The sequence below is a fragment of the Paraburkholderia dilworthii genome, assembly GCF_000472525.1.
GTDB lineage: Bacteria > Pseudomonadota > Gammaproteobacteria > Burkholderiales > Burkholderiaceae > Paraburkholderia > Paraburkholderia dilworthii.
Map to the genome: position 1 here is coordinate 194,296 of NZ_AWZT01000003.1, position 24,018 is coordinate 218,313.

18 protein-coding genes are annotated in these 24,018 nt (G+C 61.5%); 16 read left to right on the forward strand and 2 right to left on the reverse strand.

Annotated elements, in window-relative coordinates:
- The first annotated feature begins 58 nt into the window (after positions 1-58).
- The 12 genes from F759_RS0106825 (at position 59) to F759_RS0106880 (ending at position 12,150) form a co-directional block, all read left to right on the forward strand.
- Entirely contained in the window at positions 59-850 is a 792-nt protein-coding gene (locus F759_RS0106825; RefSeq protein ID WP_027799197.1) for a ParA family protein, read from the forward strand.
- An 18-nt stretch (positions 851-868) separates the two neighbouring features.
- Entirely contained in the window at positions 869-1,756 is an 888-nt protein-coding gene (locus F759_RS0106830) for a ParB/RepB/Spo0J family partition protein (protein WP_027799198.1), read from the forward strand.
- A 581-nt stretch (positions 1,757-2,337) separates the two neighbouring features.
- Complete coding sequence (locus F759_RS0106835) at positions 2,338-2,880, forward strand: ATP synthase subunit I (RefSeq protein ID WP_027799199.1); 543 nt, start codon at positions 2,338-2,340, stop codon at positions 2,878-2,880.
- Positions 2,881-3,037: 157 nt separating this feature from the next.
- A complete protein-coding gene (atpB, locus tag F759_RS0106840) occupies positions 3,038-3,889 on the forward strand; it encodes a F0F1 ATP synthase subunit A (protein ID WP_027799200.1) in 852 nt (283 codons plus the stop codon).
- Positions 3,890-3,972: 83 nt separating this feature from the next.
- Positions 3,973-4,242 carry a F0F1 ATP synthase subunit C gene (gene atpE / locus F759_RS0106845; RefSeq protein ID WP_007180033.1) on the forward strand — a complete coding sequence of 90 codons (270 nt, stop codon included), beginning with the start codon at positions 3,973-3,975 and terminating at the stop codon, positions 4,240-4,242.
- Positions 4,243-4,380: 138 nt separating this feature from the next.
- Positions 4,381-4,851, forward strand: a complete 471-nt coding sequence (locus tag F759_RS0106850; protein WP_006050845.1) for a F0F1 ATP synthase subunit B — start codon at positions 4,381-4,383, stop codon at positions 4,849-4,851.
- A gap of 2 nt (positions 4,852-4,853) precedes the next feature.
- Positions 4,854-5,393 (forward strand): F0F1 ATP synthase subunit delta, encoded by a 540-nt coding sequence (locus F759_RS0106855; protein WP_027799201.1) that lies wholly within the window; start codon positions 4,854-4,856, stop codon positions 5,391-5,393.
- A 56-nt stretch (positions 5,394-5,449) separates the two neighbouring features.
- The gene (atpA, locus tag F759_RS0106860) at positions 5,450-6,991 is read left to right on the forward strand and encodes a F0F1 ATP synthase subunit alpha (protein ID WP_027799202.1); all 1,542 of its coding nucleotides are present in this window, start codon (positions 5,450-5,452) and stop codon (positions 6,989-6,991) included.
- A 139-nt stretch (positions 6,992-7,130) separates the two neighbouring features.
- A complete protein-coding gene (gene atpG / locus F759_RS0106865) occupies positions 7,131-8,015 on the forward strand; it encodes a F0F1 ATP synthase subunit gamma (protein ID WP_027799203.1) in 885 nt (294 codons plus the stop codon).
- A 127-nt stretch (positions 8,016-8,142) separates the two neighbouring features.
- Complete coding sequence (atpD, locus tag F759_RS0106870; RefSeq protein ID WP_020067427.1) at positions 8,143-9,537, forward strand: F0F1 ATP synthase subunit beta; 1,395 nt, start codon at positions 8,143-8,145, stop codon at positions 9,535-9,537.
- Between the two features lie 210 nt (positions 9,538-9,747).
- Positions 9,748-10,173 carry a F0F1 ATP synthase subunit epsilon gene (locus F759_RS0106875; protein ID WP_027799204.1) on the forward strand — a complete coding sequence of 142 codons (426 nt, stop codon included), beginning with the start codon at positions 9,748-9,750 and terminating at the stop codon, positions 10,171-10,173.
- A gap of 246 nt (positions 10,174-10,419) precedes the next feature.
- A complete protein-coding gene (locus tag F759_RS0106880) occupies positions 10,420-12,150 on the forward strand; it encodes an AMP-binding protein (protein ID WP_027799205.1) in 1,731 nt (576 codons plus the stop codon).
- 888 nt (positions 12,151-13,038) lie between these two features.
- Here F759_RS0106880 and F759_RS0106890 read toward each other — a convergent pair.
- Positions 13,039-13,836: a transporter substrate-binding domain-containing protein gene (locus tag F759_RS0106890; protein ID WP_027799206.1), complete on the reverse strand. Its 798-nt coding sequence runs from the start codon at positions 13,834-13,836 to the stop codon at positions 13,039-13,041.
- 216 nt (positions 13,837-14,052) lie between these two features.
- Between F759_RS0106890 and hemE the strand changes: the two genes are divergently transcribed.
- Both hemE and F759_RS0106905 read left to right on the forward strand, forming a co-directional pair.
- The gene (gene hemE, locus F759_RS0106900; protein ID WP_027799207.1) at positions 14,053-15,153 is read left to right on the forward strand and encodes a uroporphyrinogen decarboxylase; all 1,101 of its coding nucleotides are present in this window, start codon (positions 14,053-14,055) and stop codon (positions 15,151-15,153) included.
- A 475-nt stretch (positions 15,154-15,628) separates the two neighbouring features.
- Positions 15,629-17,875 (forward strand): primosomal protein N', encoded by a 2,247-nt coding sequence (locus F759_RS0106905; RefSeq protein WP_027799208.1) that lies wholly within the window; start codon positions 15,629-15,631, stop codon positions 17,873-17,875.
- 346 nt (positions 17,876-18,221) lie between these two features.
- Here the strand turns inward: F759_RS0106905 and F759_RS43230 are convergent, their stop codons facing one another.
- Positions 18,222-18,392, reverse strand: a complete 171-nt coding sequence (locus F759_RS43230; protein ID WP_167334010.1) for a hypothetical protein — start codon at positions 18,390-18,392, stop codon at positions 18,222-18,224.
- A gap of 305 nt (positions 18,393-18,697) precedes the next feature.
- Between F759_RS43230 and putA the strand changes: the two genes are divergently transcribed.
- Entirely contained in the window at positions 18,698-22,636 is a 3,939-nt protein-coding gene (gene putA / locus F759_RS0106920; RefSeq protein WP_027799210.1) for a trifunctional transcriptional regulator/proline dehydrogenase/L-glutamate gamma-semialdehyde dehydrogenase, read from the forward strand.
- Positions 22,637-22,803: 167 nt separating this feature from the next.
- The gene (locus F759_RS0106925; RefSeq protein WP_027799211.1) at positions 22,804-23,952 is read left to right on the forward strand and encodes a branched-chain amino acid ABC transporter substrate-binding protein; all 1,149 of its coding nucleotides are present in this window, start codon (positions 22,804-22,806) and stop codon (positions 23,950-23,952) included.
- Positions 23,953-24,018: the final 66 nt, after the last annotated feature.

Below are 24,018 nucleotides of genomic sequence, written 5' to 3' on the forward strand. Positions count from 1 at the left end.
GGCCGTTCACAACTGACGACGTAATTACTTTTAAAGCGGCAAAAGGGACACTCCAACGATGGCAAAAATTTTCTGCGTTGCGAACCAGAAAGGTGGCGTCGGCAAGACGACGACGACAGTCAATCTGGCGGCGAGCCTGGCAGCGCAGGGACAGCGAGTGCTTCTTATCGACCTGGACCCGCAGGGCAACGCTACGATGGGCAGTGGCATCGATAAGGCGGCGTGTGCAAACACCGTTTACGAAGTGCTGGTGGATGGCGTCTCGGTGGCTGAAGCGCGGATGCGGCCCGAAGCCGTCGACTATGACGTGCTACCGGCCAACCGTGAACTCGCCGGCGCCGAAGTCGAGTTGGTCAGTGTGCAAAACCGCGAACGTCAATTGAAGGCGGCGCTTGCCACGGTCGAGGGCGAGTACGACTTCGTGCTGATCGATTGTCCGCCGGCTTTGTCACTGCTGACGCTCAACGGCCTGTGCGCTGCCCATGGCGTGGTGATCCCGATGCAATGTGAGTACTTCGCACTGGAGGGGTTGTCCGACCTCGTCAACACGATCAAACAGGTGCACGCCAACCTTAACCGCGATTTGAAGGTGATTGGCTTGTTGCGCGTCATGTTCGACCCGCGCATCACGCTGCAGCAGCAGGTCTCCGATCAATTGAAAGAGCATTTCGGTGACAAGGTGTTCGACGCGGTGATTCCGCGTAACGTGCGTCTCGCCGAGGCGCCCAGTTATGGTTTGCCGGGCGTCGTATTCGACAGGGCGTCGCGCGGCGCGCAAGCCTATGTGCAGTTCGGCGCGGAAATGATTGAACGGGTGCGCGCACTGAATGACGCGCCCCAAGCATCCTAAGCGGATCGAGGAAGCACGATGAATGCAGTAGCAAGAAAGAAGGGATTGGGCCGGGGCCTGGAAGCGTTGCTTGGCGGCAGCGCCGACATCACCGAGGCGGTGGCGATCGACGGCGCGCCGAACGTGCTGCCGCTCAGCAAAATGCAGGCGGGCAAATACCAGCCGCGCACCCGAATGGACGAAGGCGCGTTGCAGGAGTTGGCGGCCAGCATTCGCGCCCAAGGCTTGATGCAGCCGATCCTCGTGCGGCCCGTGTCGGCGGACAAGTACGAAATCATTGCGGGCGAGCGGCGTTTCCGCGCGGCTCGGCTGGCGGGTCTTGAAGAGGTCCCGGTACTGGTGAAGGACGTGCCCGACCAGGCCGCCGCCGCGATGGCGCTGATTGAGAACATTCAGCGTGAGGATCTGAATCCGCTCGAAGAGGCGCAAGGCATTCAGCGTTTGCTCGACGAATTCAGTTTCACTCATGAGCAGGCTGCGGAGTCGGTCGGCCGCTCGCGTAGCGCAGTGTCAAATCTCCTGCGGCTGCTCAATCTCGCAACACCGGTTCAGACGATGTTGCTCGCTGGCGACCTCGATATGGGCCACGCACGCGCGTTGCTCGCGGTGGACGCTGCGACGCAGATCACGCTGGCGAATCAGGTCGTCAACAAGCGCATGTCGGTGCGCGAAACCGAAAAGCTGGTGACGGCGACCACGAAGGCGGCGCCGGCGGTGAAAGCTCGCGCCAATCCGGACGGCGGCCGCGATACGAGACGACTCGAAGAAGAGTTATCCGATCTGCTCGCAGCAACCGTGAAGATCAAGCTCGGCCGACGCGGTCGCGGCCAGGTGCTGGTGGACTTCGGCGACCTTGATGCGCTGGAGGGCATTCTTGTGCGATTGCGCGGGAATGCGACGGCCTGAGTTTCGGTTGTTTCGAACGCGCCGCGGATAAGCGGCGGCGCCAAGCTGCCCGTGCGCCGCTTCTAGACACTGTCGTGCCCGAAGTCGCAGCCTTCCGTTGCGCAATCGGTTTAACGAATGGGCCAAAGCGTCGAACATCCGGAATCCTAACTAATCGCACTGTCACCAGCACGCGAGCGGCACAGCGCGTGGTGCACGTTCGAGGCGGAAGAGGGCAGCAGTCGCTCGCCTCGGCGGCCTGCAAAGTAAGCAATTTGCCCGCCCGCGCAGGCGAGTAGGAGATCACCCGTTGCGTTCCGACACCGCTCCTCAGACGCTCTTGCACTCGTTCGATAACGGCGGAATGTGCTCGTTGGACGCGCATCTTTTACCTCGGCGAGCCGGCCTTACAGTTGACATGCTGGTGTTTCTCCGGAAGCCTTTTCCACATCGCGAAGAGGCATTTCGCAGTGTTTATTGAACGGCCTAAAGTCTTGAATTGCCTGCAACTATCGCTTACAATCGCCCGGATTTAATTGCACGGCAACCCCGTAAGCGCAGCGAAAGCTCGCTGAGCGGAATGAGACTTTCGGAACACTGCGATGGCGGTCAAAGCGTCGAATCAAGCGCCGAAAAATGGGCGCGACGAACACCGCGATGAACGCACCGTTTCCGAGGCGTCCACCGCTCAGCAAGTCACGCGCGAAGAACCGTGGGACGCCGAGCAAGATAACAATATCGTTCCGCTCACGCGGGCCGAGGCTGAAAAGCTGTTTGGTCCTAATGTGAGCCGTCCATCGCGCGTCACGCCTTTCAAGGTCGTGGTGGCGCAAATGGTCTTGTCCCTGGGTGCAACGCTGGTATGGTGGCTGTTCTATGAGCCGCCGGGCGCTGCTGCGCTGTCTGCGTTCCTCGGGGGAGCGATTTGCTGGGTGCCGGGCGCATTGTTCGCGGCGCGGTTGAGAACGCTGAGCGGCGCCGAAACAGTAATGAGCTGGATGATCGGCGAAGCGCTCAAGATGGGGACAACGATCGCGATGTTTGTAGCCATCGCCTTCTGGTATCACGACGTACGCTGGGTTCCGCTGCTCGTGACATATCTCATCGCGCTCAAGACGTACTGGATTGCCTTGGCGTGGCGCTGAGGAAGCAACAGGCAACAGCAAAGATTTAGAGCCGGCGCGCGGCGCCGGCGAGAGCGTGCGGATAGGACACGATCCGCGCCCGGCGCGTTCCCGCAATAGAGCATTGCGGCGGGAGCGGCCTAAGACGATTTTCGACAATTTGGGTGGCTTTAACGATATGGCAGCTAGCGAAGGCACGCGCGCAATGGATCCGTCCGAGTACATCGCGCACCACTTGCAGAACTTTTCCACCGGACACCAGACGTCGATTTTCGACATTCACGTGTGGAATCTGGACACCCTTTTCTGGTCGGTCGTTTGCGGTCTGGCCACCATCATCATCCTGCATCTCGCTGCCCGCAAGGCAACGTCCGGCGTGCCGGGCCGTTTCCAGTGCGCGATCGAAATGCTGGTCGAAATGGTCGAGGATCAATCGAAGTCGATGATCCACGGCACGCGCACTTTCATCGCACCGCTGGCCTTGACCGTGTTCGTCTGGGTCGCGCTGATGAACTCGCTCGACTTTATCCCCGTCGACCTGCCGGGTCACGTAATCGGCTGGCTCGGTCTGTCCGCAGTCATCCCGCACCACCGCATCGTCCCGACGGCCGACCTGAACGGCACGATCGGCATCGCTCTCGGTGTGTTCGCGCTGATGATTTACTACAACTTCAAGATCAAGGGCGCCGGCGGCTTCGTGCACGAACTGCTGTCCGCTCCGTTCGGCGCGCATCCGCTCCTGTGGATCCCGAACCTTGCACTGAACATCATCGAGTTCGTCGCGAAGACGGTCTCGCTCGGCATGCGGCTGTTCGGCAACATGTACGCGGGCGAACTGTTGTTCCTGCTGATTGCCCTGCTCGGCAGCATCTGGAGCTTCGGCGCGGACACGACGGTGCTTGGCTTCATCGGCCATGTGATCGCCGGCACGGTGTGGTCAATCTTTCACATCCTGATCGTTCTGCTGCAGGCGTTCATTTTCATGATGCTGACGCTGGTATACATCGGCCAGGCACACGACACGCACTAAACCGCGCTGTCGTTAAAAAGAATCGTAGTTTTTCAAATCCCAGTTCCAACCAGTTCTAAAAGACTTTTCACAAAGGAGTGATCATGCAAGCTTTCATCGCCAACATCCAGGGTCTGACCGCCATCGGTATCGGCATCATCATCGGCCTGGGTGCAATCGGCGCCTGTATCGGTATCGGCCTGATGGGCGGCAAGTACATCGAAGCATGTGCTCGTCAGCCGGAACTGATGAACCCGCTGCAAACCAAGATGTTCCTGCTGGCTGGTCTGATCGATGCGGCGTTCCTGATTGGCGTTGGTGTGGCAATGCTGTTTGCGTTCGCGAACCCGCTGCTGTCGAAGCTGGCAGGCTGAGGTTCCTCGGAAGTTTGCGCCTGAGCTATAACTGGTGAAGGCGCAGGGCGGAACGGGCACTTGGGCGCTGATCGAATACAGAATCGATGAGCGCCTTGCCGTTTCACTTTCCGAACTAGCAACGTTTAAGGAAACACCGTGAATCTCAACGCAACCCTGTTTGCGCAAATGGTCGTGTTCCTGATCCTCGCGTGGTTCACGATGAAGTTCGTGTGGCCGCCGCTGATCAACGCCCTCGACGAGCGCTCGAAGAAGATCGCTGACGGTTTGTCCGCCGCAGAAAAGGGCAAGGCAGAACTGGAAGCCGCTCACAAGCGCGTTGACCAGGAACTCGCCCAGGCACGCAACGACGGTCAGCAGCGTATCGCTGACGCAGAAAAGCGCGCTGTAGCAGTCGCTGACGAAATCAAGGCTCAGGCACAAGCTGAAGCCGCTCGCATCATCGCCCAAGCGAAGGCCGACGCGGAACAGCAAGTCGTGAAGGCGCGCGAAACGCTGCGCGGCGAAGTCGCTGCACTCGCTGTGAAGGGCGCCGAACAGATCCTGAAGCGCGAAGTCGACCAGGCAGCGCACGCTGACCTGCTGAATCAACTGAAAGCCGAGCTCTGATCATGGCCGAACTTGCAACCATCGCCCGTCCGTACGCAGAAGCGCTGTTTGGCGTGGCCGAAGCTGGTGACATCGCCGCCTGGTCCACGCTCGTGCAGGAGTTGGCACAGGTTGCGCGTCTGCCCGAAGTGCTGTCGATCGCCTCTAGCCCGAAAGTAAGCCGCGCCCAGGTCAGCGAACTGCTGCTGGCTGCGGTCAAGTCGCCGCTCAAGGACAACGCGCAAGCGAAGAATCTGGTGCAAATGCTGGTGGACAACCATCGCCTGCAATTGCTGCCGGAAATCGCCGTGCAGTTCGAAGAGTTGAAGAACGCCCGCGAAGGGGCGGCCGATGTGCTGGTCGTCAGCGCATTCCCGCTCGAGGGCGCGCAGTTGAACGACCTCGTCGCAAGTCTCGAACGCAAGTTCAAACGCAAGCTGAAGCCGACGGTCGAGATCGACTCGTCGTTGATCGGCGGCGTGCGCGTGACGGTCGGCGACGAAGTGCTCGATACCTCGGTCCGCGCGCGGCTTGCCAGCATGCAAACGGCTCTGACGGCCTGAAGCGCCTCGCGCTGAAGCGGCTGGCACGCAACAGAATTGACTATCAGGAGCGAATAATGCAACTCAATCCCTCTGAGATCAGCGAGCTGATCAAGAGCCGGATCCAGGGCCTTGAAGCGAGCGCAGACGTTCGCAACCAGGGCACCGTGATCTCCGTGACCGACGGTATCGTGCGTATTCACGGCCTGTCGGAAGTGATGCAGGGCGAAATGCTCGAATTCCCCGGCAACACGTTCGGTCTCGCACTGAACCTTGAGCGCGACTCGGTCGGCGCCGTGATTCTGGGTGAGTACGAGCACATCTCGGAAGGCGACATCGTCAAGACGACGGGCCGCATTCTCGAAGTGCCGGTTGGCCCGGAACTGCTCGGCCGCGTGGTCGACGCATTGGGTAACCCGATCGACGGCAAAGGCCCGATCAACGCGAAGAAGACCGACGCAATCGAAAAGATCGCTCCGGGCGTGATCTGGCGTAAGTCGGTTTCGGAACCGGTTCAGACCGGTCTGAAGTCGATCGACGCGATGGTGCCGGTTGGCCGCGGCCAACGCGAGCTGATCATTGGCGACCGCCAGTGCGGCAAGACTGCAGTCGCAGTCGACGCGATCATCAACCAGAAGGGCAAGAACCTCTTCTGTATCTACGTCGCGATCGGCCAGAAAGCTTCGTCGATCATGAACGTGGTCCGCAAGCTGGAAGAAACCGGCGCGCTGGAATACACGATCGTCGTCGCCGCTTCGGCTTCGGAATCGGCTGCCATGCAGTACCTGGCACCGTACGCCGGTTGCACGATGGGCGAATACTTCCGCGACCGCGGCCAGGACGCGCTGATCGTTTATGACGACTTGACCAAGCAGGCTTGGGCATACCGTCAGATCTCGCTGCTGCTGCGCCGTCCGCCGGGCCGTGAAGCTTATCCGGGCGACGTGTTCTATCTGCACTCGCGTCTGCTGGAGCGTGCTGCTCGCGTCTCGGAAGACTACGTCGAGAAGTTCACCAATGGTGAAGTCAAGGGCAAGAGCGGTTCGCTGACGGCATTGCCGGTCATTGAAACGCAAGCAGGCGACGTGACTGCGTTCGTTCCGACGAACGTGATCTCGATTACCGACGGCCAGATCTTCCTGGAAACCGACCTCTTCAACGCAGGTATCCGCCCGGCAATTAACGCCGGTGTGTCGGTGTCGCGCGTCGGCGGTGCGGCTCAAACCAAGGTCGTGAAGAAGCTGTCGGGCGGTATCCGTACCGACCTCGCGCAGTATCGTGAACTGGCAGCGTTCGCGCAGTTCGCATCGGACCTCGACGAAGCGACCCGCAAGCAGCTGGAGCGCGGCCGCCGCGTGACGGAACTGCTCAAGCAGCCGCAATATCAGCCGCTGCAGGTGTGGGAACTGGCTATCTCGCTGTTCGCCGCGAACAACGGCTACCTCGACGATCTGGAAGTATCGCAAGTCCTGCCGTTCGAAAAAGGCCTGCGCGAATATCTGAAGTCGAGCCACGCTGACCTGGTCAAGCGCGTCGAAGATACCAAGGAACTCTCGAAGGACGACGAAGGCCTGCTGCACACGGCTCTCAAAGACTTCAAGAAGTCCGGCGCTTATTGATCTGCGAGTGATCCGCAAGGCATAAACGGACCTTGAAGCGGCGCGGGCCGCATGAGAATGCTCCCGCGCTGCTTCGATCGCTTTGCATGGGACCCGAGTGAGCGCTAAAGCGCTAACACGGGCCGACAAGGAGCAAGCAATGGCTGGAATGAAGGAAATTCGCGGCAAGATCAAGAGCGTGCAAAACACGCGCAAGATCACGAAAGCGATGGAGATGGTGGCCGCATCGAAGATGCGCCGCGCTCAGGAGCGCATGCGCGCTGCTCGCCCGTACGCCGACAAGGTCCGCGATATCGCTGCACACATGAGCCGTGCGAACCCTGAGTATCGTCACCCGTTCATGGTGTCGAACGAAGGCGCGAAGACGGCGGGCATCATCCTCGTCACGACCGACAAGGGTCTGTGCGGCGGCATGAACACCAACGTGCTGCGTGCGGCGCTGCAGAAGTTCAAGGAACTGGAAGGCCAGGGCAAGACGATCGAAGCAACTGCGATCGGCACCAAGGGCTTGGGTTTCCTGAACCGTTTGCGCGCCAAGGTGGTGTCGAATGTTGTGCATCTGGGCGATACGCCGCATCTGGAAAAGCTGATCGGCGCGGTGAAGGTGCAGCTCGATTTGTACTCGGAAGGCAAGGTTTCGGCGGTGTATCTCGCATACACGCGCTTCGTCAATACGATGAAGCAGGAGCCGGTGATCGAGCAACTGCTGCCGCTGTCGGCAGATCAGTTCGAGCGCAAGGACGAGCAGGGCGCAACGCCGAGCACACAGTGGGACTACATCTACGAGCCGGATGCGCAGGCAGTGGTGGACGAACTGCTGGTGCGTTACGTCGAAGCGCTGGTCTATCAGGCCGTCGCGGAAAACATGGCATCGGAGCAGTCGGCCCGTATGGTCGCAATGAAGGCCGCTTCGGACAATGCGAAGACGGTGATCAACGAACTGCAGCTTGTGTACAACAAGAGCCGTCAGGCCGCGATCACGAAAGAACTGTCGGAAATCGTCGGTGGCGCGGCGGCAGTCTGACCTTGACGGGTCAGTTGCACCGCTTCGTGTGCGCCCGCAAGGCGCACGTCCAGGCAACCGCCTCGGGCGATTCCATCGAAACAGCGCCTTTGCGCGAGTGAAGAATTGAGTATCTAAAGGAAAAGCGATGAGTACTACTGCTTTGGTAGAAGGCAAGATCGTACAGTGCATCGGCGCGGTGATCGACGTGGAATTCCCGCGTTCGGACATGCCGAAGATTTACGACGCGCTCATTCTCGAAGGTTCGGAACTGACCCTCGAAGTCCAGCAACAGCTGGGCGACGGCGTCGTCCGTACCATCTGTCTGGGTGCATCGGACGGTTTGCGTCGTGGCACGGTCGTGAAGAACACCGGCAATCCGATCAGCGTGCCGGTCGGCAAGCCGACGCTCGGCCGCATCATGGACGTGCTCGGTCGCCCGATCGACGAAGCCGGCCCGATCAACTCGGACGTGGTTCGCGGCATTCACCAGAAGGCTCCGGCGTTCGACGAACTGTCGCCGTCGACCGAGCTGCTGGAAACCGGCATCAAGGTTATCGATTTGATCTGCCCGTTTGCAAAGGGCGGTAAGGTGGGTCTGTTCGGTGGCGCCGGCGTGGGCAAGACCGTGAACATGATGGAGCTGATCAACAACATCGCGAAGGAACACGGTGGTTACTCCGTGTTCGCCGGTGTTGGCGAGCGTACCCGCGAAGGGAACGACTTCTATCACGAAATGAAGGACTCGAACGTTCTCGACAAGGTCGCGCTGGTGTACGGCCAGATGAACGAGCCGCCGGGCAACCGTCTGCGCGTCGCGCTGACCGGCCTGACGATGGCTGAGCACTTCCGTGACGAAGGCCTCGACGTGCTGTTCTTTGTCGACAACATCTACCGTTTCACACTGGCCGGTACCGAAGTGTCGGCACTGCTCGGCCGTATGCCGTCGGCAGTGGGCTATCAGCCGACGCTGGCTGAAGAAATGGGTAAGCTGCAAGAGCGTATTACGTCGACCAAGACCGGCTCGATCACGTCGGTTCAGGCTGTGTACGTCCCTGCGGACGACTTGACCGACCCGTCGCCGGCTACGACCTTCGGCCACCTGGACGCAACCGTCGTGTTGTCGCGTGACATCGCTTCGCTGGGTATCTACCCGGCAGTCGACCCACTCGATTCGACCTCGCGTCAGATCGACCCGAACGTGATCGGCGAAGAGCATTACTCGATCACGCGCGGCGTGCAGCAAACGCTGCAGCGCTACAAGGAGCTGCGCGACATTATCGCGATTCTAGGCATGGACGAACTGGCTCCGGAAGACAAGCTCGCCGTGGCGCGCGCTCGTAAAATCCAGCGTTTCCTGTCGCAGCCGTTCCACGTCGCTGAAGTGTTCACGGGCTCGCCGGGCAAGTACGTCCCGCTGAAGGAAACGATCCGCGGCTTCAAGATGATCGTTGAAGGCGAGTGCGACCACCTGCCGGAACAAGCCTTCTACATGGTCGGCACGATCGACGAAGCCTTCGAAAAGGCTAAGAAGATCCAGTAAAGGTCGGGCGTAAAGATGCGGGCGCCGAAGTCCGCGCGCAATGACTATCAAAGCGGTAGTTTTTGGCAAAGCCGGCGCCTCTCGCTACGCTCTACCCAGCCTTGCATGGGACGGGAGTGAGTGCGAACGCGCGAACTCTCGTCGAGCTTTGCATGGGACCAGAATAAAGCGCTAAAGCGCTAACTCTGGTCGCCACAGGAGTGGACACTTATGGCAACCATTAAAGTAGACGTCGTCAGCGCGGAAGAGCAGATCTTCTCGGGCCAGGCGAAGTTCGTCGCGCTGCCGGGCGAAGCGGGTGAACTGGGCATTTTGCCGGGCCACACGCCGCTCATCACGCGGATTCGTCCGGGTGCGGTACGCATTGAAGCTGAAAACGGCGACGAAGAGTTTGTGTTCGTCGCCGGCGGCATCCTCGAAATCCAGCCGGGCGCTGTGACGGTTCTCGCCGACACCGCAATTCGCGGCAAGGATCTCGACGAAGCCAAGGCCGAAGACGCCCGCAAGCGTGCGGAAGAAGCGCTGCAGAACACGGGCTCGAACCTCGAATACGCCACCGCGCAAGCGGAACTGGCGTACGCGACGGCTCAGCTTGCTGCGATCCAGCGTCTGCGCAAGCTGCGCGGTCAGAGCTAGACAGCGCTAGACGATACGTATCAGAGAAAAGGCAGCCCGCGTGGCTGCTTTTTTTTGAGCTTTACTTGACGTTTACGGAAAGGTCAGCGAGATTGTGGGACCGTTTGTTAGAACGCAGGCCACCACCGGCCGTGTCAGCGCGCCGACGTGCTGCGGGTAAGACTTGATGCCGGACAGGCACACGCCGGTGGCACAATCGGTTTCGAATTCATTTCAATAGGGCGATCTGCTCACGGAGACAGCACTATGGCAACGCAAGTGTCAGGCGAAGGCGCAATCATCGAACCGAAAGACGGTCTTTCATACGTCCGCGGATCGACAGCCATTCCGTTGAGCGAAGCGACGATTGGCGAGTTTCTGCGCGGCACCGTCGAGCGCTTCCCCGACCGGCCCGCCGTGGTTTTTCGTGAGCAGCGGATTCGGTGGACCTGGAAAGAGTTCGCCGACGAAGTAGACGTATTAGCCGCCGGTTTCCTCGCGCTGGGTATTGCAAAGGGCGACCGCGTCGGCATCTGGTCGCCCAACCGGGTCGAATGGCTGCTGACGCAGTTTGCGACTGCGCGCATCGGCGCGGTGCTCGTCAACATCAACCCTGCGTACCGGCTCGCGGAACTCGAGTACGCGTTGAACAAGGTCGGCTGCAAGGCGATCGTCGCAGCGGAGCGCTTCAAGACGTCCATGTACCTGGAAATGCTGCAGCAACTCGCGCCCGAGCTTGCGACGCACGCGCCCGGCGATCTGCACGCCGCACGACTGCCGGAACTGCGCTACGTAATCCGCATGTGCGACACCGAAACGCCCGGAATGCTCAGTTTCTCGGACCTGATCGAGCAGGGACGCGCAACGCTCGACGTCGCGAAGCTCGACGGGATAGGCTCGACGCTGTCGTGCCACGAAGCCATCAATATTCAGTTCACGAGCGGTACAACGGGCAACCCGAAGGGCGCGACGCTCACGCATAGCAACGTGGTCAACAACGCGCGTTACATCGCGATGGCCATGAACCTGACCGAGCAGGACGCGCTGTGCATTCCGGTTCCGCTCTATCACTGCTTTGGAATGGTGCTCGCCGTCCTGGCCTGCGTTTCGGTGGGCGCGAACATGGTGTTCCCGGGCGAGGCTTTCGACCCCGCCGCGACACTCGCAGCCGTCGCGCAGGAGCAGTGCACGGCTCTGCATGGCGTGCCGACCATGTTCATCGCCGAGCTCGATCATCCGGACTTTGCCACCTACGATCTTTCACGCCTGCGCACCGGCATCATGGCGGGCTCGCCGTGTCCTATCGAGACGATGAAGAAAGTCGTGTCCAGAATGCACCTGAACGAAATCACGATTGCGTATGGCATGACGGAGACGAGCCCCGTGTCGTTCCAGAGTTCGACCACCGATCCGCTCGACAAGCGCACCACCACTGTCGGTCGCATCCAGCCGCACCTGGAGGTGAAGATCATCGATCCGCTTGGCAACATCGTACCGGTGGGCGAGACGGGCGAGCTTTGCACGCGCGGGTATTCGGTGATGCAAGGGTATTGGGACGACGAAGAGAAAACGCGCGAAAGCATCGTGGACGGGTGGATGCACACCGGCGACCTGGCCACGCTCGACGCCGAGGGATACTGCAATATCGTCGGTCGCCTGAAGGATATGCTGATCCGCGGCGGGGAGAACATCTATCCGCGCGAGATCGAGGAATTTCTTTTCCGTCACCCCAAGATCCAGAGCGTGCAGGTTTTCGGCGTGCCGGACGCCCGATATGGCGAAGAAGTGTGCGCGTGGGTTGTGCTGCGCTCAGGCGAACAGGCGACAGCAGAGGAGATCCAGCAGTTTTGTCATGGGCAGATCGCGCACTACAAGGTGCCGAAGTACATCCGCTTTGTCGACGAACTCCCGATGACCGTGACAGGCAAAGTGCAGAAATTCGTCATGCGCGAGCGCATGATCAACGAACTGAAGCTGCAAGAAGGGAAGACGGCCTGAACTAGCTGCCCGATGACAGGCGTGCGATGACGCAAAGCTGGCTGATTGTTTGTGAGCGGCCCTTGCGCGAGTCGGTGAAGCCGATGGAAAGCGCCGCGTATACCGCCAAACAGCAAATCGCATCTAAAAGCACGTAAAAGATGCCATCTTGCAGTGAGCAAACGTTTGGCGAGACGAAAAAAAAGCGGGCCTGGAGCCCGCTAAAAACCACACGCTACGGGGTTAGCGCGAGGAGACCAAAGTAGGAACCGACTGAGCCGACGACCCGGCGTCGACTACGATCCCAACAGGGATGCCCCTTCACAGGGCTTCGGCATAAGCCGACCGGCAAGTGCATCGTAGCCGCTCACACCACGCACCCAGCCACATCCGTATTGAAACCGTTGAAGGCATTGTGGGCGAATTAACCAAGGTGCGCCGTAACAAAGTGTTTCAGGTTGTAACGCCCGTCAGATAAGGCGCTGCGGGATATATTGCGATAACGAGACGTTTAAAACGTAAATTCTACCGATGACTCAGCGGCAATGTAATACACCCGTTTAATGATATTCGCGAAGCATAGCGCCGCATAAACCGTTAAGCCCATTCCGCATGAAATGGTTGCGTCTGCATCTTTTTCGTCGGAAACCGCCGTTGTTACAAGTGGTTCCCCGTGCCTCAACAATTTTGAAGCGTAAAGCCGTAGCGGAAAGTGCAACGCAATAAACACGGTATGACCCGCTTCGCTTTTAGGGCCCGGTTCACAGCCTTGAGATTTTCGCCTTTGTTTGACTCCAGCCGGCTTTTCGCTAGCCGCGTTACACGATACGGCTGACAAACCGTTGCGATGCCGGCGCGGCCGCCAAACTTTTTTGATCAAACGTGGAAGACCGCGGCCAAGCCCTTAGCTCACTTCAACCATTTGTCTGAAATGGCCTGATACTCGCCTGTCGCGCGCGAGAGGTGTAGCCACTGATCAACGTACTGCTGGAACGCCACGTCGCCGCGCGGCAGCAGCCACGCTTTTTCGCCATACTGAAAAGGCTTGTCCGGATGCACGGAACAAAGGCCGGGGTTGAGCTTTTGCTGCAATAGGGTTTCCGACGCGTCCGTCACCATCACATCGGCCTTGCCCGCGAGGATCTGCTTGAAAATCGTCACGTTGTCCGGATAGACGCTCAGGTTGGCGTGCGAAAAGAACTGCTTCGCGAAGCGTTCGTTAGTGCCGCCCGGGTTGACGATCACGCGCGTTCCCGGCTGGTCGATCTGCGCGACGGTCTGGTATTTGTTGACGTCGTCGCACCGGACAATCGGCGTCTTGCCGTCCACCATATACGCCTGGGTGAAGAACGCACGCTTTTGCCGCTCGAGCGTCGGCGAAACGCCGCCCACGCCGATGTCGCATTTGGCGACGAAGTCGTTCATCAGATTGGACCAGGATGTCTTAACGTATTCCGCCTTGACGCCAAGCGATTTCGCCAACGACTCTGTCATGTCGATATCGATGCCTTCGAACTGACCGTCTGCCTTGTAGAACGAGTATGGTTTGTAGTCGCCGGTCGTGCATGCGCGCAGCGTGCCGCGGGCGAGAATTTCGTCGAGCCGCGAGGCTGTCGCGGCTGTGGCCGACGTTTGCGCCTGCGCCGTGCCGGTGTGCATCAGGACGCCCGCCAGGACGCCGAGCAGTGCAAGTGCTGCCTTCTTCATTGAGTCTCCTTGGTGTGTGTTGTTGTGTGATGAGGCTGTCGGATGATAGCCCGGCAATTCGCGGTTGAACATTGGCCATTCGGCCAGGTTGCGCCGCTGCGGCTCCTCGCGAAAATGCCCTACAAACCTCCGTGCATCGCAGTTATTGCCCGCATCAAGCGGGATGCGGCGGGCGCGGTCCGGTAAAATGCCTCTTTGCACTCAGTAGCATGCAACGTGGCCCATAAACTCCTGAACGACACTTTCCTGCGCGCGCTGCTGCGCCAGCCTACCGACTACACGCCTGTCTGGTTGATGCGGCAAGCCGGTCGCTACCTGCCGGAATACAACGCCACGCGTGCTCGCGCAGGCAGCTTTCTCGGGCTTGCGAAGAACCCGGCGTTCGCAACGGAAGTCACGTTGCAGCCCCTCGATCGCTACCCGCTCGACGCCGCGATTCTGTTCTCCGACATTCTGACGGTGCCTGACGCAATGGGCCTCGGGCTGGAGTTCGTCGCTGGCGAGGGGCCGACATTTGCGCGGCCAGTGCGCACCGAATACGACGTGGCGCGCCTCGCGGTTCCGGACATCGACGCCACGTTGCGATATGTGACCGACGCAGTGCGCGAGATTCGTACTGCGCTGACGGACGCGCAAGGCCGTCAACGGGTGCCGCTGATCGGCTTTTCGGGTAGCCCGTGGACGTTGGCGTGCTACATGGTCGAAGGCGGCGGCTCGGCTGACTTCCGCACCGTCAAGTCGATGCTGTATGCGCGGCCGGACCTGATGCATCGCATTCTCGAGATCAACGCGAACTCGGTGGCTGCTTACCTGAACGCGCAGATCGAAGCCGGCGCCCAAGCCGTCATGATCTTCGACACGTGGGGCGGTGCGCTCGCGGACGGCGCGTATCAGCGCTTCTCGCTGCACTACATCCAGAAGGTCGTGGATCAATTGAAGCGCGAGCACGACGGCGAAAAAGTGCCTGTGATCACGTTCACGAAGGGCGGTGGGCTGTGGCTCGACGAAATCGCGGACACAGGCGTGGACGCAGTCGGTCTCGACTGGACGGTCAACCTGGGCAAGGCGCGCGAGCGTGTCGGCGCAAAGGTGGCCTTGCAAGGCAATATCGATCCGTCCGTGTTGTTTGCGCCGCCGGCTGCCATTCGCATGGAAGCGCGAGCCGTGCTGGACAGCTTCGGCAATCATCCGGGCCACATCTTCAACCTCGGTCACGGCATCTCGCAATTCACGCCGCCGGAGAATGTCGCAGAACTTGTCGACGAAGTGCATCGTCATAGCCGCGCAATTTTAAGCGGCGCGCATGCACCGGCTTGATGCTGTAATCGTTACCGTTCTATGTTGCGTCGCAACGCGCTGGGCTCCGTCACTAAGGAAAAATTCGCACGGTGCGGGCCGTCAGACGGCGCTCTTGCAGTTGTCAAGACTTGACTTATACACATTCATCACGCTGCGGCGCGGTAGAAGCTTTAGTCATGTCCTGACCCTTGCAAAGTGCGGGCACATTTGATCTCTGCCTTGTCTGGCAAGGCTTTCGCGGCTTCCAGGAGAAGTGTGCGGCACCCCACAGAAGGCCGCTGTGACGCGGTTTCCGGGCTTTCCAAGCGAAGTTCTCAACAAAGTTATCCACAGGCAGTCGGGGTCGAGAGCAATTGTTCAGCCGAATCCAAAACTTAGCGCCGACTTTGAAGTTTTACTTTAAGTTCGGCCGCACGATTCATAGCCGCGCGATCTCGACTGCATGCCGCGGCGCTGTGACGCGGCTCGTCCTTGACAGCATTCACGCAGCCCAATGAGTGACGTATTCGTCCGCGTGGCACTGGATCACCCGCTGCCGACCCTGTTCGATTACCGCTGCGATGCGCGCCGGCCTGCCGTGCCTGGGACGCTGGTCAGCGTGCCGTTTGGCAAACGCGACGTGGTCGGACTCGTGTGCGAAGTGACTGCTCACAGTGAGGTCCCCGCCGATCGTCTGCGGACAGTGAATAGCATTTGCACTGCGTGTCCGCCGTTGTCGGCCGAATGGCTCGCGCTCGCGGCCTTTGCCGCTGACTACTACCAGCGCGGGCTTGGCGAAGTGGCGTTGCCGGCGTTGCCGCAGGCGCTGCGCGACGCCTCGCGCTGGTCACGGCTGCTCGCGCCGGAGGAACGCTACAGGCTGACGCCGGAAGGCCGTGCGGCGTTGCCGGACGCGCTGCCCGCGCGCGCCACTGCGCTGCGAAGCCTCGCACAAGCGCTCGCCGCGAGCGAGTTCGTCATTGCCGCCGATGCCCGCGCGGTGCATCCGAAAGCCATCGCTACGCTGGCTGCATGGCAAGCCGAGGGCTGGGTCGCACTCGAAGTCGTCGACGCAGCCACGGTTCCGCCGGCCGGCGCGACCGCGGCAATGCCTACGCAGACGCTCCCGACTCTCACCGACGAGCAGGCCGCCGCCGTCGAAGCGATTCGCGACGCGCGTGGCTTTGCGCCATTCCTGCTGCACGGCGTGACCGGCAGCGGCAAGACCGAGGTCTATTTACGCGCGCTCGCCGAGATTCTTGCCGCCGACGCAGACGCGCAAGCACTCGTGCTGGTGCCCGAAATCAATCTGACGCCGCAGTTCGAGGCGGCTTTCCGCTCGCGCTTCGCGGCGCTCGCGGACACGGCCATCGTCACGCTGCACAGCGGTCTTGCGGAAGGCGAGCGCGCGCGCAACTGGTTCGCCGCGCATGCGGGCCACGCGCGGATCGTGCTCGGCACACGCCTCGCGGTGCTTGCGTCGCTGCCGCGGCTCGCCATCATCGTCGTCGATGAAGAGCACGATCCTGCTTATAAGCAGCAGGAAGGGCTGCGCTATTCAGCGCGCGATCTCGCCATTTACCGCGCAAAACAGCTTGGCTTGCCGGTCGTGCTGGGATCGGCCACCCCGTCGCTCGAAAGCTGGTGGCAGGCCGATCAGGGACGCTACAAGCGGCTCACGTTGTCGCGCCGCGCGGTCGCCGATGCCGTGCTGCCCACCGTGCGCCTGATCGATCTGGAGGATGAGCGGCGGCGCGGACGCGCCTCAGTGGAAGGATTGTCCGGCCCATTGGTCGCCGCGCTCAAGGCGCGGCTGGAACGCGGCGAACAAAGCCTCGTATTTCTCAACCGGCGAGGCTATGCGCCACAGCTCGCGTGCGATGCCTGCGGCTGGGTCGCCGGTTGTCCGCGTTGCAGCGCATACGTCGTGCTGCATAAGCCCGAGCGCGCGCTGCGCTGCCATCACTGCGGGTGGGAATCGCGCATTCCGCGCTCATGTCCCGAGTGCGGCAATGTCGACATCGCGCCGATGGGCCGCGGCACACAGCGCGTCGAAGAAACACTGGCGAGCGCGGTGCCCGGCGCGCGCGTGCTGCGTATCGACGCCGACAGCACGCGTCGCAAGGGCAGCGCGCAGGCGCTCTTTTCCGATGTGCATGCGGGCGAAGTCGACATTCTCGTCGGCACGCAGATGATCGCTAAGGGACACGACTTCCAGCGTGTGTCGCTGGTGGGCGTGCTGAACGCCGACACCGCGCTCTTTTCGCACGACTTTCGCGCGAGCGAGCGCCTGTTTGCGCAGCTGATGCAGGTGAGCGGCCGCGCCGGCCGTGCCGGTTTGCCAGGCGAGGTGCTGGTGCAGACGCGTTATCCGCGCCATGCGCTCTACCATGCGCTCGGGCGTCACGATTACGTCGGTTTTGCCAATTCGACACTGGGCGAGCGGCGCGACGCGCACTTGCCGCCATTCGTCTATCAGGCGTTGCTGAGGGCGGAAGGCCGCACGCTCGAAGCCGCGCTCGCTTTTCTACAGCAGGCGGCCGCTGAACTGACAGGCATTGCGGCGGCCGAACGCGTGACCGTCTACGACGCAGTGCCGCTCACCATCGTCAAAGTGATGCATGTTCACCGCGCGCAGTTGCTCATAGAGAGCGCGTCGCGTGCCGCGCTGCAGGCCACGTTGCGCGCGTGGCAGCCGTTGCTGCGTGGTTTGAAGGGCGTGCTGCGCTGGAACCTCGAAGTCGATCCGCTCGATATCTGAGCCAGCTCGCGCGCCGTGCGCTTTGCCTCTGCGTGGCTCACCAAAACATCAATGTCGACATCGGCTGCGCGCCGTGCGGGCGCGCGCTCGCACCGTATTCGAATAGCTTGCGGCGGGCGCCGCGACGCGGGTCGCAGTCCGCGTTCCCAACATCGCCGATGCCCGCGATGAAACGTGCGCGCCGCGTGGCGCGAGTTGCCGATAGCGCGCGGATGATCTGTAGTCGCTGGAACAAAGCATGGTGGATCTCACGGTGTTCACTTCTTCGCGTTCCGGAGCCTGCCGGGCGTCAAACGCCTGACAAGCGCGCCAGCGGCTTGCGCGGCTTATCGAGCCGCCGCTGCGCTCAATCGTTCAATGCAGCTTGCGCCTCGCTGCTCGATGCACCCGACGTCGCGCGTGCCCGTCCTTCGGATGCTTCGCGTTTGCCTGAGCCGCCGGTGGCGCCGCGGATGAACAGCACGGCGCAGGTTGCGCACATCGCCCAGATGCCCAATACGACCAGCCACTTTTCCATTTCGCCTGTCCTCACACCCCGTGCTGTTTTTGTGCGCGCATGACGCCGCGCCCGCTATGTCTTCTATAACGGCGCGGCGGCCGGTTTGATAAGGGCTCGAGAAAAAGAAATGAGGCCAGGGAAAATACCGATCCTTACAGCCGCTCGCAGGCGCACCACGACGCGCCGCAAAGCCCCGTCACGTAAGGATTTCGCGTAGGTGCAACCGTTCGTTCGTACCGGTTGCACCTTTTTATTGAGAGAGGTACGATTCGCCCAACTTTTAGTCTTTCACCAGCATTTCGTCTGGTATCCAAGAAGGAAACATGGCTAGCACCACCCTTGGCGTCAAGGTCGACGACCTCCTGCGTTCCCGGCTCAGAGATGCCGCTACCCGCCTCGAACGCACTCCGCACTGGCTGATCAAGCAGGCGATTTTCGCTTACCTCGAAAAAATCGAGCAGGGCCAACTGCCGCCGGAGTTGTCGGGCGCAGCGGGTTCTGCCGATATGGCCGACGGCGCGGCGGTCGAACACGACGAAGACGGCGCGGCGCATCCGTTCCTCGACTTCGCGCAGAACGTGCAGCCGCAATCGGTGTTGCGCGCGGCGATCACGGCGGCTTACCGTCGGCCGGAGCCGGAATGCGTGCCGTTCCTGCTCGGTCAGGCGCGCTTGCCGGCCAACCTCGCAGGCGACGTGCAAGCGCTCGCTGCGAAGCTCGTCGAAACGCTGCGCGGCAAGAGCCGTGGCGGTGGCGTGGAAGGGCTAATCCACGAGTTTTCGCTGTCGAGCCAGGAAGGCGTCGCGCTCATGTGCCTCGCGGAAGCCTTGCTGCGCATTCCCGACCGCGCGACCCGCGACGCGCTGATCCGCGACAAAATCAGCAAGGGCGACTGGAAATCGCATGTCGGCCAGGCGCCGTCGCTGTTCGTCAACGCCGCGACGTGGGGCTTGATGATCACCGGCAAGCTGGTGACGACCAACAGCGAGACGAACCTCTCGTCGGCGCTTACACGTCTGATCGGCAAGGGCGGCGAGCCGCTGATCCGCAAGGGCGTGGATATGGCGATGCGCCTGATGGGCGAGCAGTTCGTCACTGGCGAAAACATTTCCGAAGCGCTTGCGAACAGCCGTAAATACGAAGCGCGCGGTTTCCGCTACTCATACGACATGCTCGGCGAGGCGGCCACGACCGAAGCCGACGCGCAGCGCTACTACGCGTCGTATGAACAGGCGATCCACGCAATCGGCAAGGCTGCCGGCGGCCGGGGCATCTACGAAGGTCCGGGCATCTCGATCAAGCTCTCGGCGCTGCATCCGCGGTACTCCCGTTCGCAGCAGGAACGCACGATGAGCGAACTGCTGCCGCGCGTGCGCTCGCTGGCGATCCTCGCGCGCCGTTACGACATCGGCCTGAATATCGACGCGGAAGAAGCCGACCGCCTGGAAATCTCGCTCGATCTGCTGGAAGCGCTCTGCTTCGATCCGGAACTGGCCGGCTGGAACGGTATCGGTTTCGTGGTGCAGGGGTACCAGAAGCGCTGCCCGTTCGTGATCGAATACATTGTCGATCTCGCGCGCCGCAGCCGTCACCGCATCATGGTGCGCCTCGTGAAGGGCGCGTACTGGGACACCGAAATCAAGCGTGCACAGGTGGACGGCCTCGAAGGCTATCCGGTCTACACGCGCAAGATCTATACGGACGTGTCGTATCTGGCGTGCGCGAAGAAGCTGCTCGGCGCGCCCGACGCGGTCTATCCGCAGTTCGCCACGCACAACGCGCACACGCTGTCGGCGATCTATCACCTCGCCGGCAACAACTACTATCCCGGTCAGTACGAGTTCCAGTGTCTGCACGGCATGGGCGAGCCGCTTTACGAAGAAGTGACGGGCCCGCTGTCCGCTGGAAAGCTGAACCGTCCGTGTCGCGTGTATGCGCCGGTCGGCACGCACGAAACGCTGCTCGCATATCTCGTGCGCCGTCTGCTGGAGAACGGCGCCAACACGTCGTTCGTGAACCGCATCGCCGATGAAAATGTCGCGATCCAGGACCTGATCGCCGATCCGGTCGAAGAAGCGTCGAAGATCGTTCCGCTCGGCGCGCCGCACGCGAAGATTCCGCTGCCTCGCAACCTGTACGGCGCGGAGCGCCTCAATTCGATGGGCCTCGATCTGTCGAACGAGCATCGTCTGGCGTCGCTGTCGTCGGCGCTGCTGGCGAGCGCGAATCATCCGTGGCGTGCTGCTCCGATGCTTGCCGACGATCAGATCGCCTTGGGCAATGCGCGCGACGTGCGCAATCCGGCGGATCATAGGGACCTTGTCGGCACGGTTGTCGAAGCGAGCGCTGAACATGTGAGCGCGGCATTGGCGCACGCAGTTGCCGCTGCGCCGATCTGGCAGGCGACGCCGGTCGAAGCGCGCGCCGATTGCCTCGCGCGTGCCGCCGATCTGCTCGAAGCGCAGATGCATACGCTGATGGGTCTCATTGTGCGCGAAGCAGGCAAATCACTCGCGAACGCGGTGTCGGAAATCCGTGAAGCGATCGACTTCCTGCGCTACTACTCGACCCAGATTCGCAGCGAGTTTTCGAACGACACGCATCGTCCGCTCGGGCCTGTTGTCTGTATCAGTCCGTGGAACTTCCCGCTCGCGATTTTCATGGGCCAGGTGGCCGCCGCGCTCGCGGCCGGCAATACGGTGCTCGCAAAGCCGGCAGAGCAAACGCCGCTGATCGCCGCGCAAGCCGTGCGCATTCTGCGCGAAGCCGGCGTGCCGGCCGGCGCGGTGCAACTGCTGCCGGGCGACGGCGAAACAGTTGGCGCCGCATTGGTGGCCGATCCGCGCACGCGTGCCGTGATGTTCACCGGCTCGACGGAAGTCGCGCGTCTCATCAACAAAACGCTGTCGGGCCGTCTCGATCCGGAAGGCAAGCCGATTCCGCTGATCGCTGAAACGGGCGGACAGAACGCGATGATCGTCGATTCGTCGGCGCTCGCGGAACAGGTGGTCGCGGACGTGATGCAGTCGTCGTTCGATTCTGCCGGTCAACGTTGTTCGGCGCTGCGCGTTCTCTGTTTGCAGGATGACGTCGCGGACCGTACGCTCGAAATGTTGACGGGCGCGATGCGCGAACTGACGGTGGGCAATCCGGATCGTCTGTCGACCGACGTCGGCCCGGTGATCGACGTCGAAGCGAAGCGCGGCATCGACGCGCATATCGCGGCGATGCGCGAGAAAGGCCGCAAGGTCGAGCAATTGCCGATGCCCGATGGCTGCGCGCAAGGCACGTTCGTGCCGCCGACGCTGATCGAGCTCGACAGCATCGACGAACTGAAGCGCGAAGTGTTCGGGCCGGTCCTGCATGTGGTGCGTTACCGCCGCAGCCAGCTCGATACACTGCTGGAGCAGATTCGCACGACGGGTTATGGCCTGACGCTCGGCATCCATACGCGTATCGACGAAACGATTGCACACGTGATTAGCCGCGCTCACGTCGGCAACATCTATGTGAACCGCAACGTGATCGGCGCGGTGGTCGGGGTGCAGCCGTTCGGCGGCGAAGGTTTGTCGGGCACGGGGCCGAAGGCCGGCGGTGCGCTGTATCTGCAACGCTTGTTGGCAACGCGCCCGGCGGGCTTGCCGAAGTCGCTTGCGCAGGCGCTGGTCGCGGATGTACCGCAAGCAGCGGAAAAAGGCGACAATCCGTCCGCCGCGCTGACCGCGCTGCGCGACTGGCTGATTGCCGAGCGCGAGCCGCAACTCGCCGCGCGCTGCGACGGTTATCTGTCGCATATGCCGGCTGGCGCAACGGCAGTTCTGTCGGGGCCCACTGGCGAGCGCAACACCTACACGTTGAGCGCACGCGGCACGGTGCTGTGCATTGCGTCGACGGCGAGCGGCGCGCGCGCGCAGTTCGCCGCAACGCTGGCTACGGGAAATCGAGCGTTGTTCGAGAGCGCCGCTGGTGAACAATTGGTGGCGCAGTTGCCGACCTCGCTAAAGTTTTACGCGAGCGTGCGCAAGAATGCCGATACGCCTTTCGACGCCGTATTGTTCGAAGGGGATAGCGACGAACTGCTGACGCTCGTGAAGGAAGTGGCGAAGCGCCCGGGACCGATCGTGTCGGTGCAAGGCGTCGCGTCGCGTGCGCTGGAAAGCGGCGACGAAGACTACGCGCTCGAGCGTCTGTTGACGGAGCGCTCCGTCAGCGTAAATACCGCAGCTGCTGGCGGTAATGCGAATTTGATGACGATCGGTTGAGCGAACCTCATCGATTGCCGTACAAGGAAACGCTGGGCCGCCCCCAAGTTTCCTTGCCCCCTCGGGGGCCTGGCGTAAAGCGTCAGGATTGGGGGCGGTCATTAAAAGGGAAGCGGTACGGCGATCCCGAAAGCCGCTCCATCCACACCTGGTACCAAGGAGAAGATATGCAACACAAGATGAAACAGCTGGCAGGCGCAGCGCTGGTTGCGGCGATGTCGCTGGCGGGGACGGCCAACGCTCAATCCACGGAAGACGTGAAGATCGGTTTCGCCGGTCCGATGACGGGCGCGCAGGCGCACTACGGCAAGGACTTCCAGAACGGCATTACGCTGGCAGTCGAAGACATGAACGCGACGAAGCCGGTAATCGGCGGCAAGCAGGTTCGCTTCGTGCTCGATTCGGCCGACGACCAGGCTGACCCGCGCACCGGCACGACGGTCGCGCAGAAGCTGGTGGACGACGGCATCAAGGGCATGCTCGGCCACTTCAACTCGGGCACGACGATTCCGGCTTCGCGCATCTACGCGAACGCGGGCATTCCGGAAATCGCAATGGCGACGGCGCCTGAATACACGCAGCAAGGTTTCAAGACCACGTTCCGCATGATGACGTCCGACACGCAGCAAGGTTCGGTCGCGGGCGCGTTCGCGGTCAAGACGCTCGGCGTGAAGAAGATCGTGATCGTCGACGACCGCACGGCTTACGGCCAGGGTCTCGCCGATCAGTTCGAGAAGGCCGCGAAGGCTGCGGGCGGCACGATCGTCGATCGTGAATACACGAACGACAAGGCTGTGGACTTCAAGTCGATCCTGACCAAGCTGAAGGCGTCCAATCCCGACCTGATCTATTACGGCGGCGCGGATTCGCAAGCGGCACCGATGGTCAAGCAGATGAAGGCGCTCGGCATCAAGGCGCCGTTGATGGGCGGCGAAATGGTCCACACGCCGACCTTTATCAAGATCGCGGGCGACGCGGCGAACGGCACGGTGGCATCGCTTGCCGGCCTGCCGCTGGAAGAAATGCCGGGTGGCAAGGACTACGTCGCGAAGTACAAGAAGCGTTTCAACGAAGACGTGCAAACGTACTCGCCGTACGCGTACGACGGCGCAATGGCGATGTTCAACGCAATGAAGCAGGCGAACTCGACGGATCCGGCGAAATACCTGCCGGTGCTCGCGAAGACGGCGATGCCGGCTGTGACGTCGTCGAACCTCTCGTACGACGCCAAGGGCGACCTGAAGAACGGCGGCATCACGCTGTACAAGGTTGTCGACGGCAAGTGGACGACGCTGCAAAGCGTGGGCGGGAAGTAAGCGTATTTCTGCTTGAGCTGCGCTGACGCACGAAGCGTCGCGTCAGCGGTAATGCCGTTCAGTTAA

Excerpts from the sequence above, each read along its gene's own strand:
- F759_RS0106825 (WP_027799197.1), top strand. The coding sequence starts at position 59 with ATGGCAAAAATTTTCTGCGTTGCGAACCAGAAAGGTGGCGTCGGCAAG.
- F759_RS0106830 (WP_027799198.1), top strand. The coding sequence starts at position 869 with ATGAATGCAGTAGCAAGAAAGAAGGGATTGGGCCGGGGCCTGGAAGCG.
- F759_RS0106835 (WP_027799199.1), top strand. The coding sequence starts at position 2,338 with ATGGCGGTCAAAGCGTCGAATCAAGCGCCGAAAAATGGGCGCGACGAA.
- atpB (WP_027799200.1), top strand. The coding sequence starts at position 3,038 with ATGGCAGCTAGCGAAGGCACGCGCGCAATGGATCCGTCCGAGTACATC.
- atpE (WP_007180033.1), top strand. The coding sequence starts at position 3,973 with ATGCAAGCTTTCATCGCCAACATCCAGGGTCTGACCGCCATCGGTATC.
- F759_RS0106855 (WP_027799201.1), top strand. The coding sequence starts at position 4,854 with ATGGCCGAACTTGCAACCATCGCCCGTCCGTACGCAGAAGCGCTGTTT.
- atpA (WP_027799202.1), top strand. The coding sequence starts at position 5,450 with ATGCAACTCAATCCCTCTGAGATCAGCGAGCTGATCAAGAGCCGGATC.
- atpG (WP_027799203.1), top strand. The coding sequence starts at position 7,131 with ATGGCTGGAATGAAGGAAATTCGCGGCAAGATCAAGAGCGTGCAAAAC.
- atpD (WP_020067427.1), top strand. The coding sequence starts at position 8,143 with ATGAGTACTACTGCTTTGGTAGAAGGCAAGATCGTACAGTGCATCGGC.
- F759_RS0106875 (WP_027799204.1), top strand. The coding sequence starts at position 9,748 with ATGGCAACCATTAAAGTAGACGTCGTCAGCGCGGAAGAGCAGATCTTC.
- F759_RS0106880 (WP_027799205.1), top strand. The coding sequence starts at position 10,420 with ATGGCAACGCAAGTGTCAGGCGAAGGCGCAATCATCGAACCGAAAGAC.
- F759_RS0106890 (WP_027799206.1), bottom strand. The coding sequence starts at position 13,836 with ATGAAGAAGGCAGCACTTGCACTGCTCGGCGTCCTGGCGGGCGTCCTG.
- F759_RS0106905 (WP_027799208.1), top strand. The coding sequence starts at position 15,629 with ATGAGTGACGTATTCGTCCGCGTGGCACTGGATCACCCGCTGCCGACC.
- F759_RS43230 (WP_167334010.1), bottom strand. The coding sequence starts at position 18,392 with ATGGAAAAGTGGCTGGTCGTATTGGGCATCTGGGCGATGTGCGCAACC.
- putA (WP_027799210.1), top strand. The coding sequence starts at position 18,698 with ATGGCTAGCACCACCCTTGGCGTCAAGGTCGACGACCTCCTGCGTTCC.
- F759_RS0106925 (WP_027799211.1), top strand. The coding sequence starts at position 22,804 with ATGCAACACAAGATGAAACAGCTGGCAGGCGCAGCGCTGGTTGCGGCG.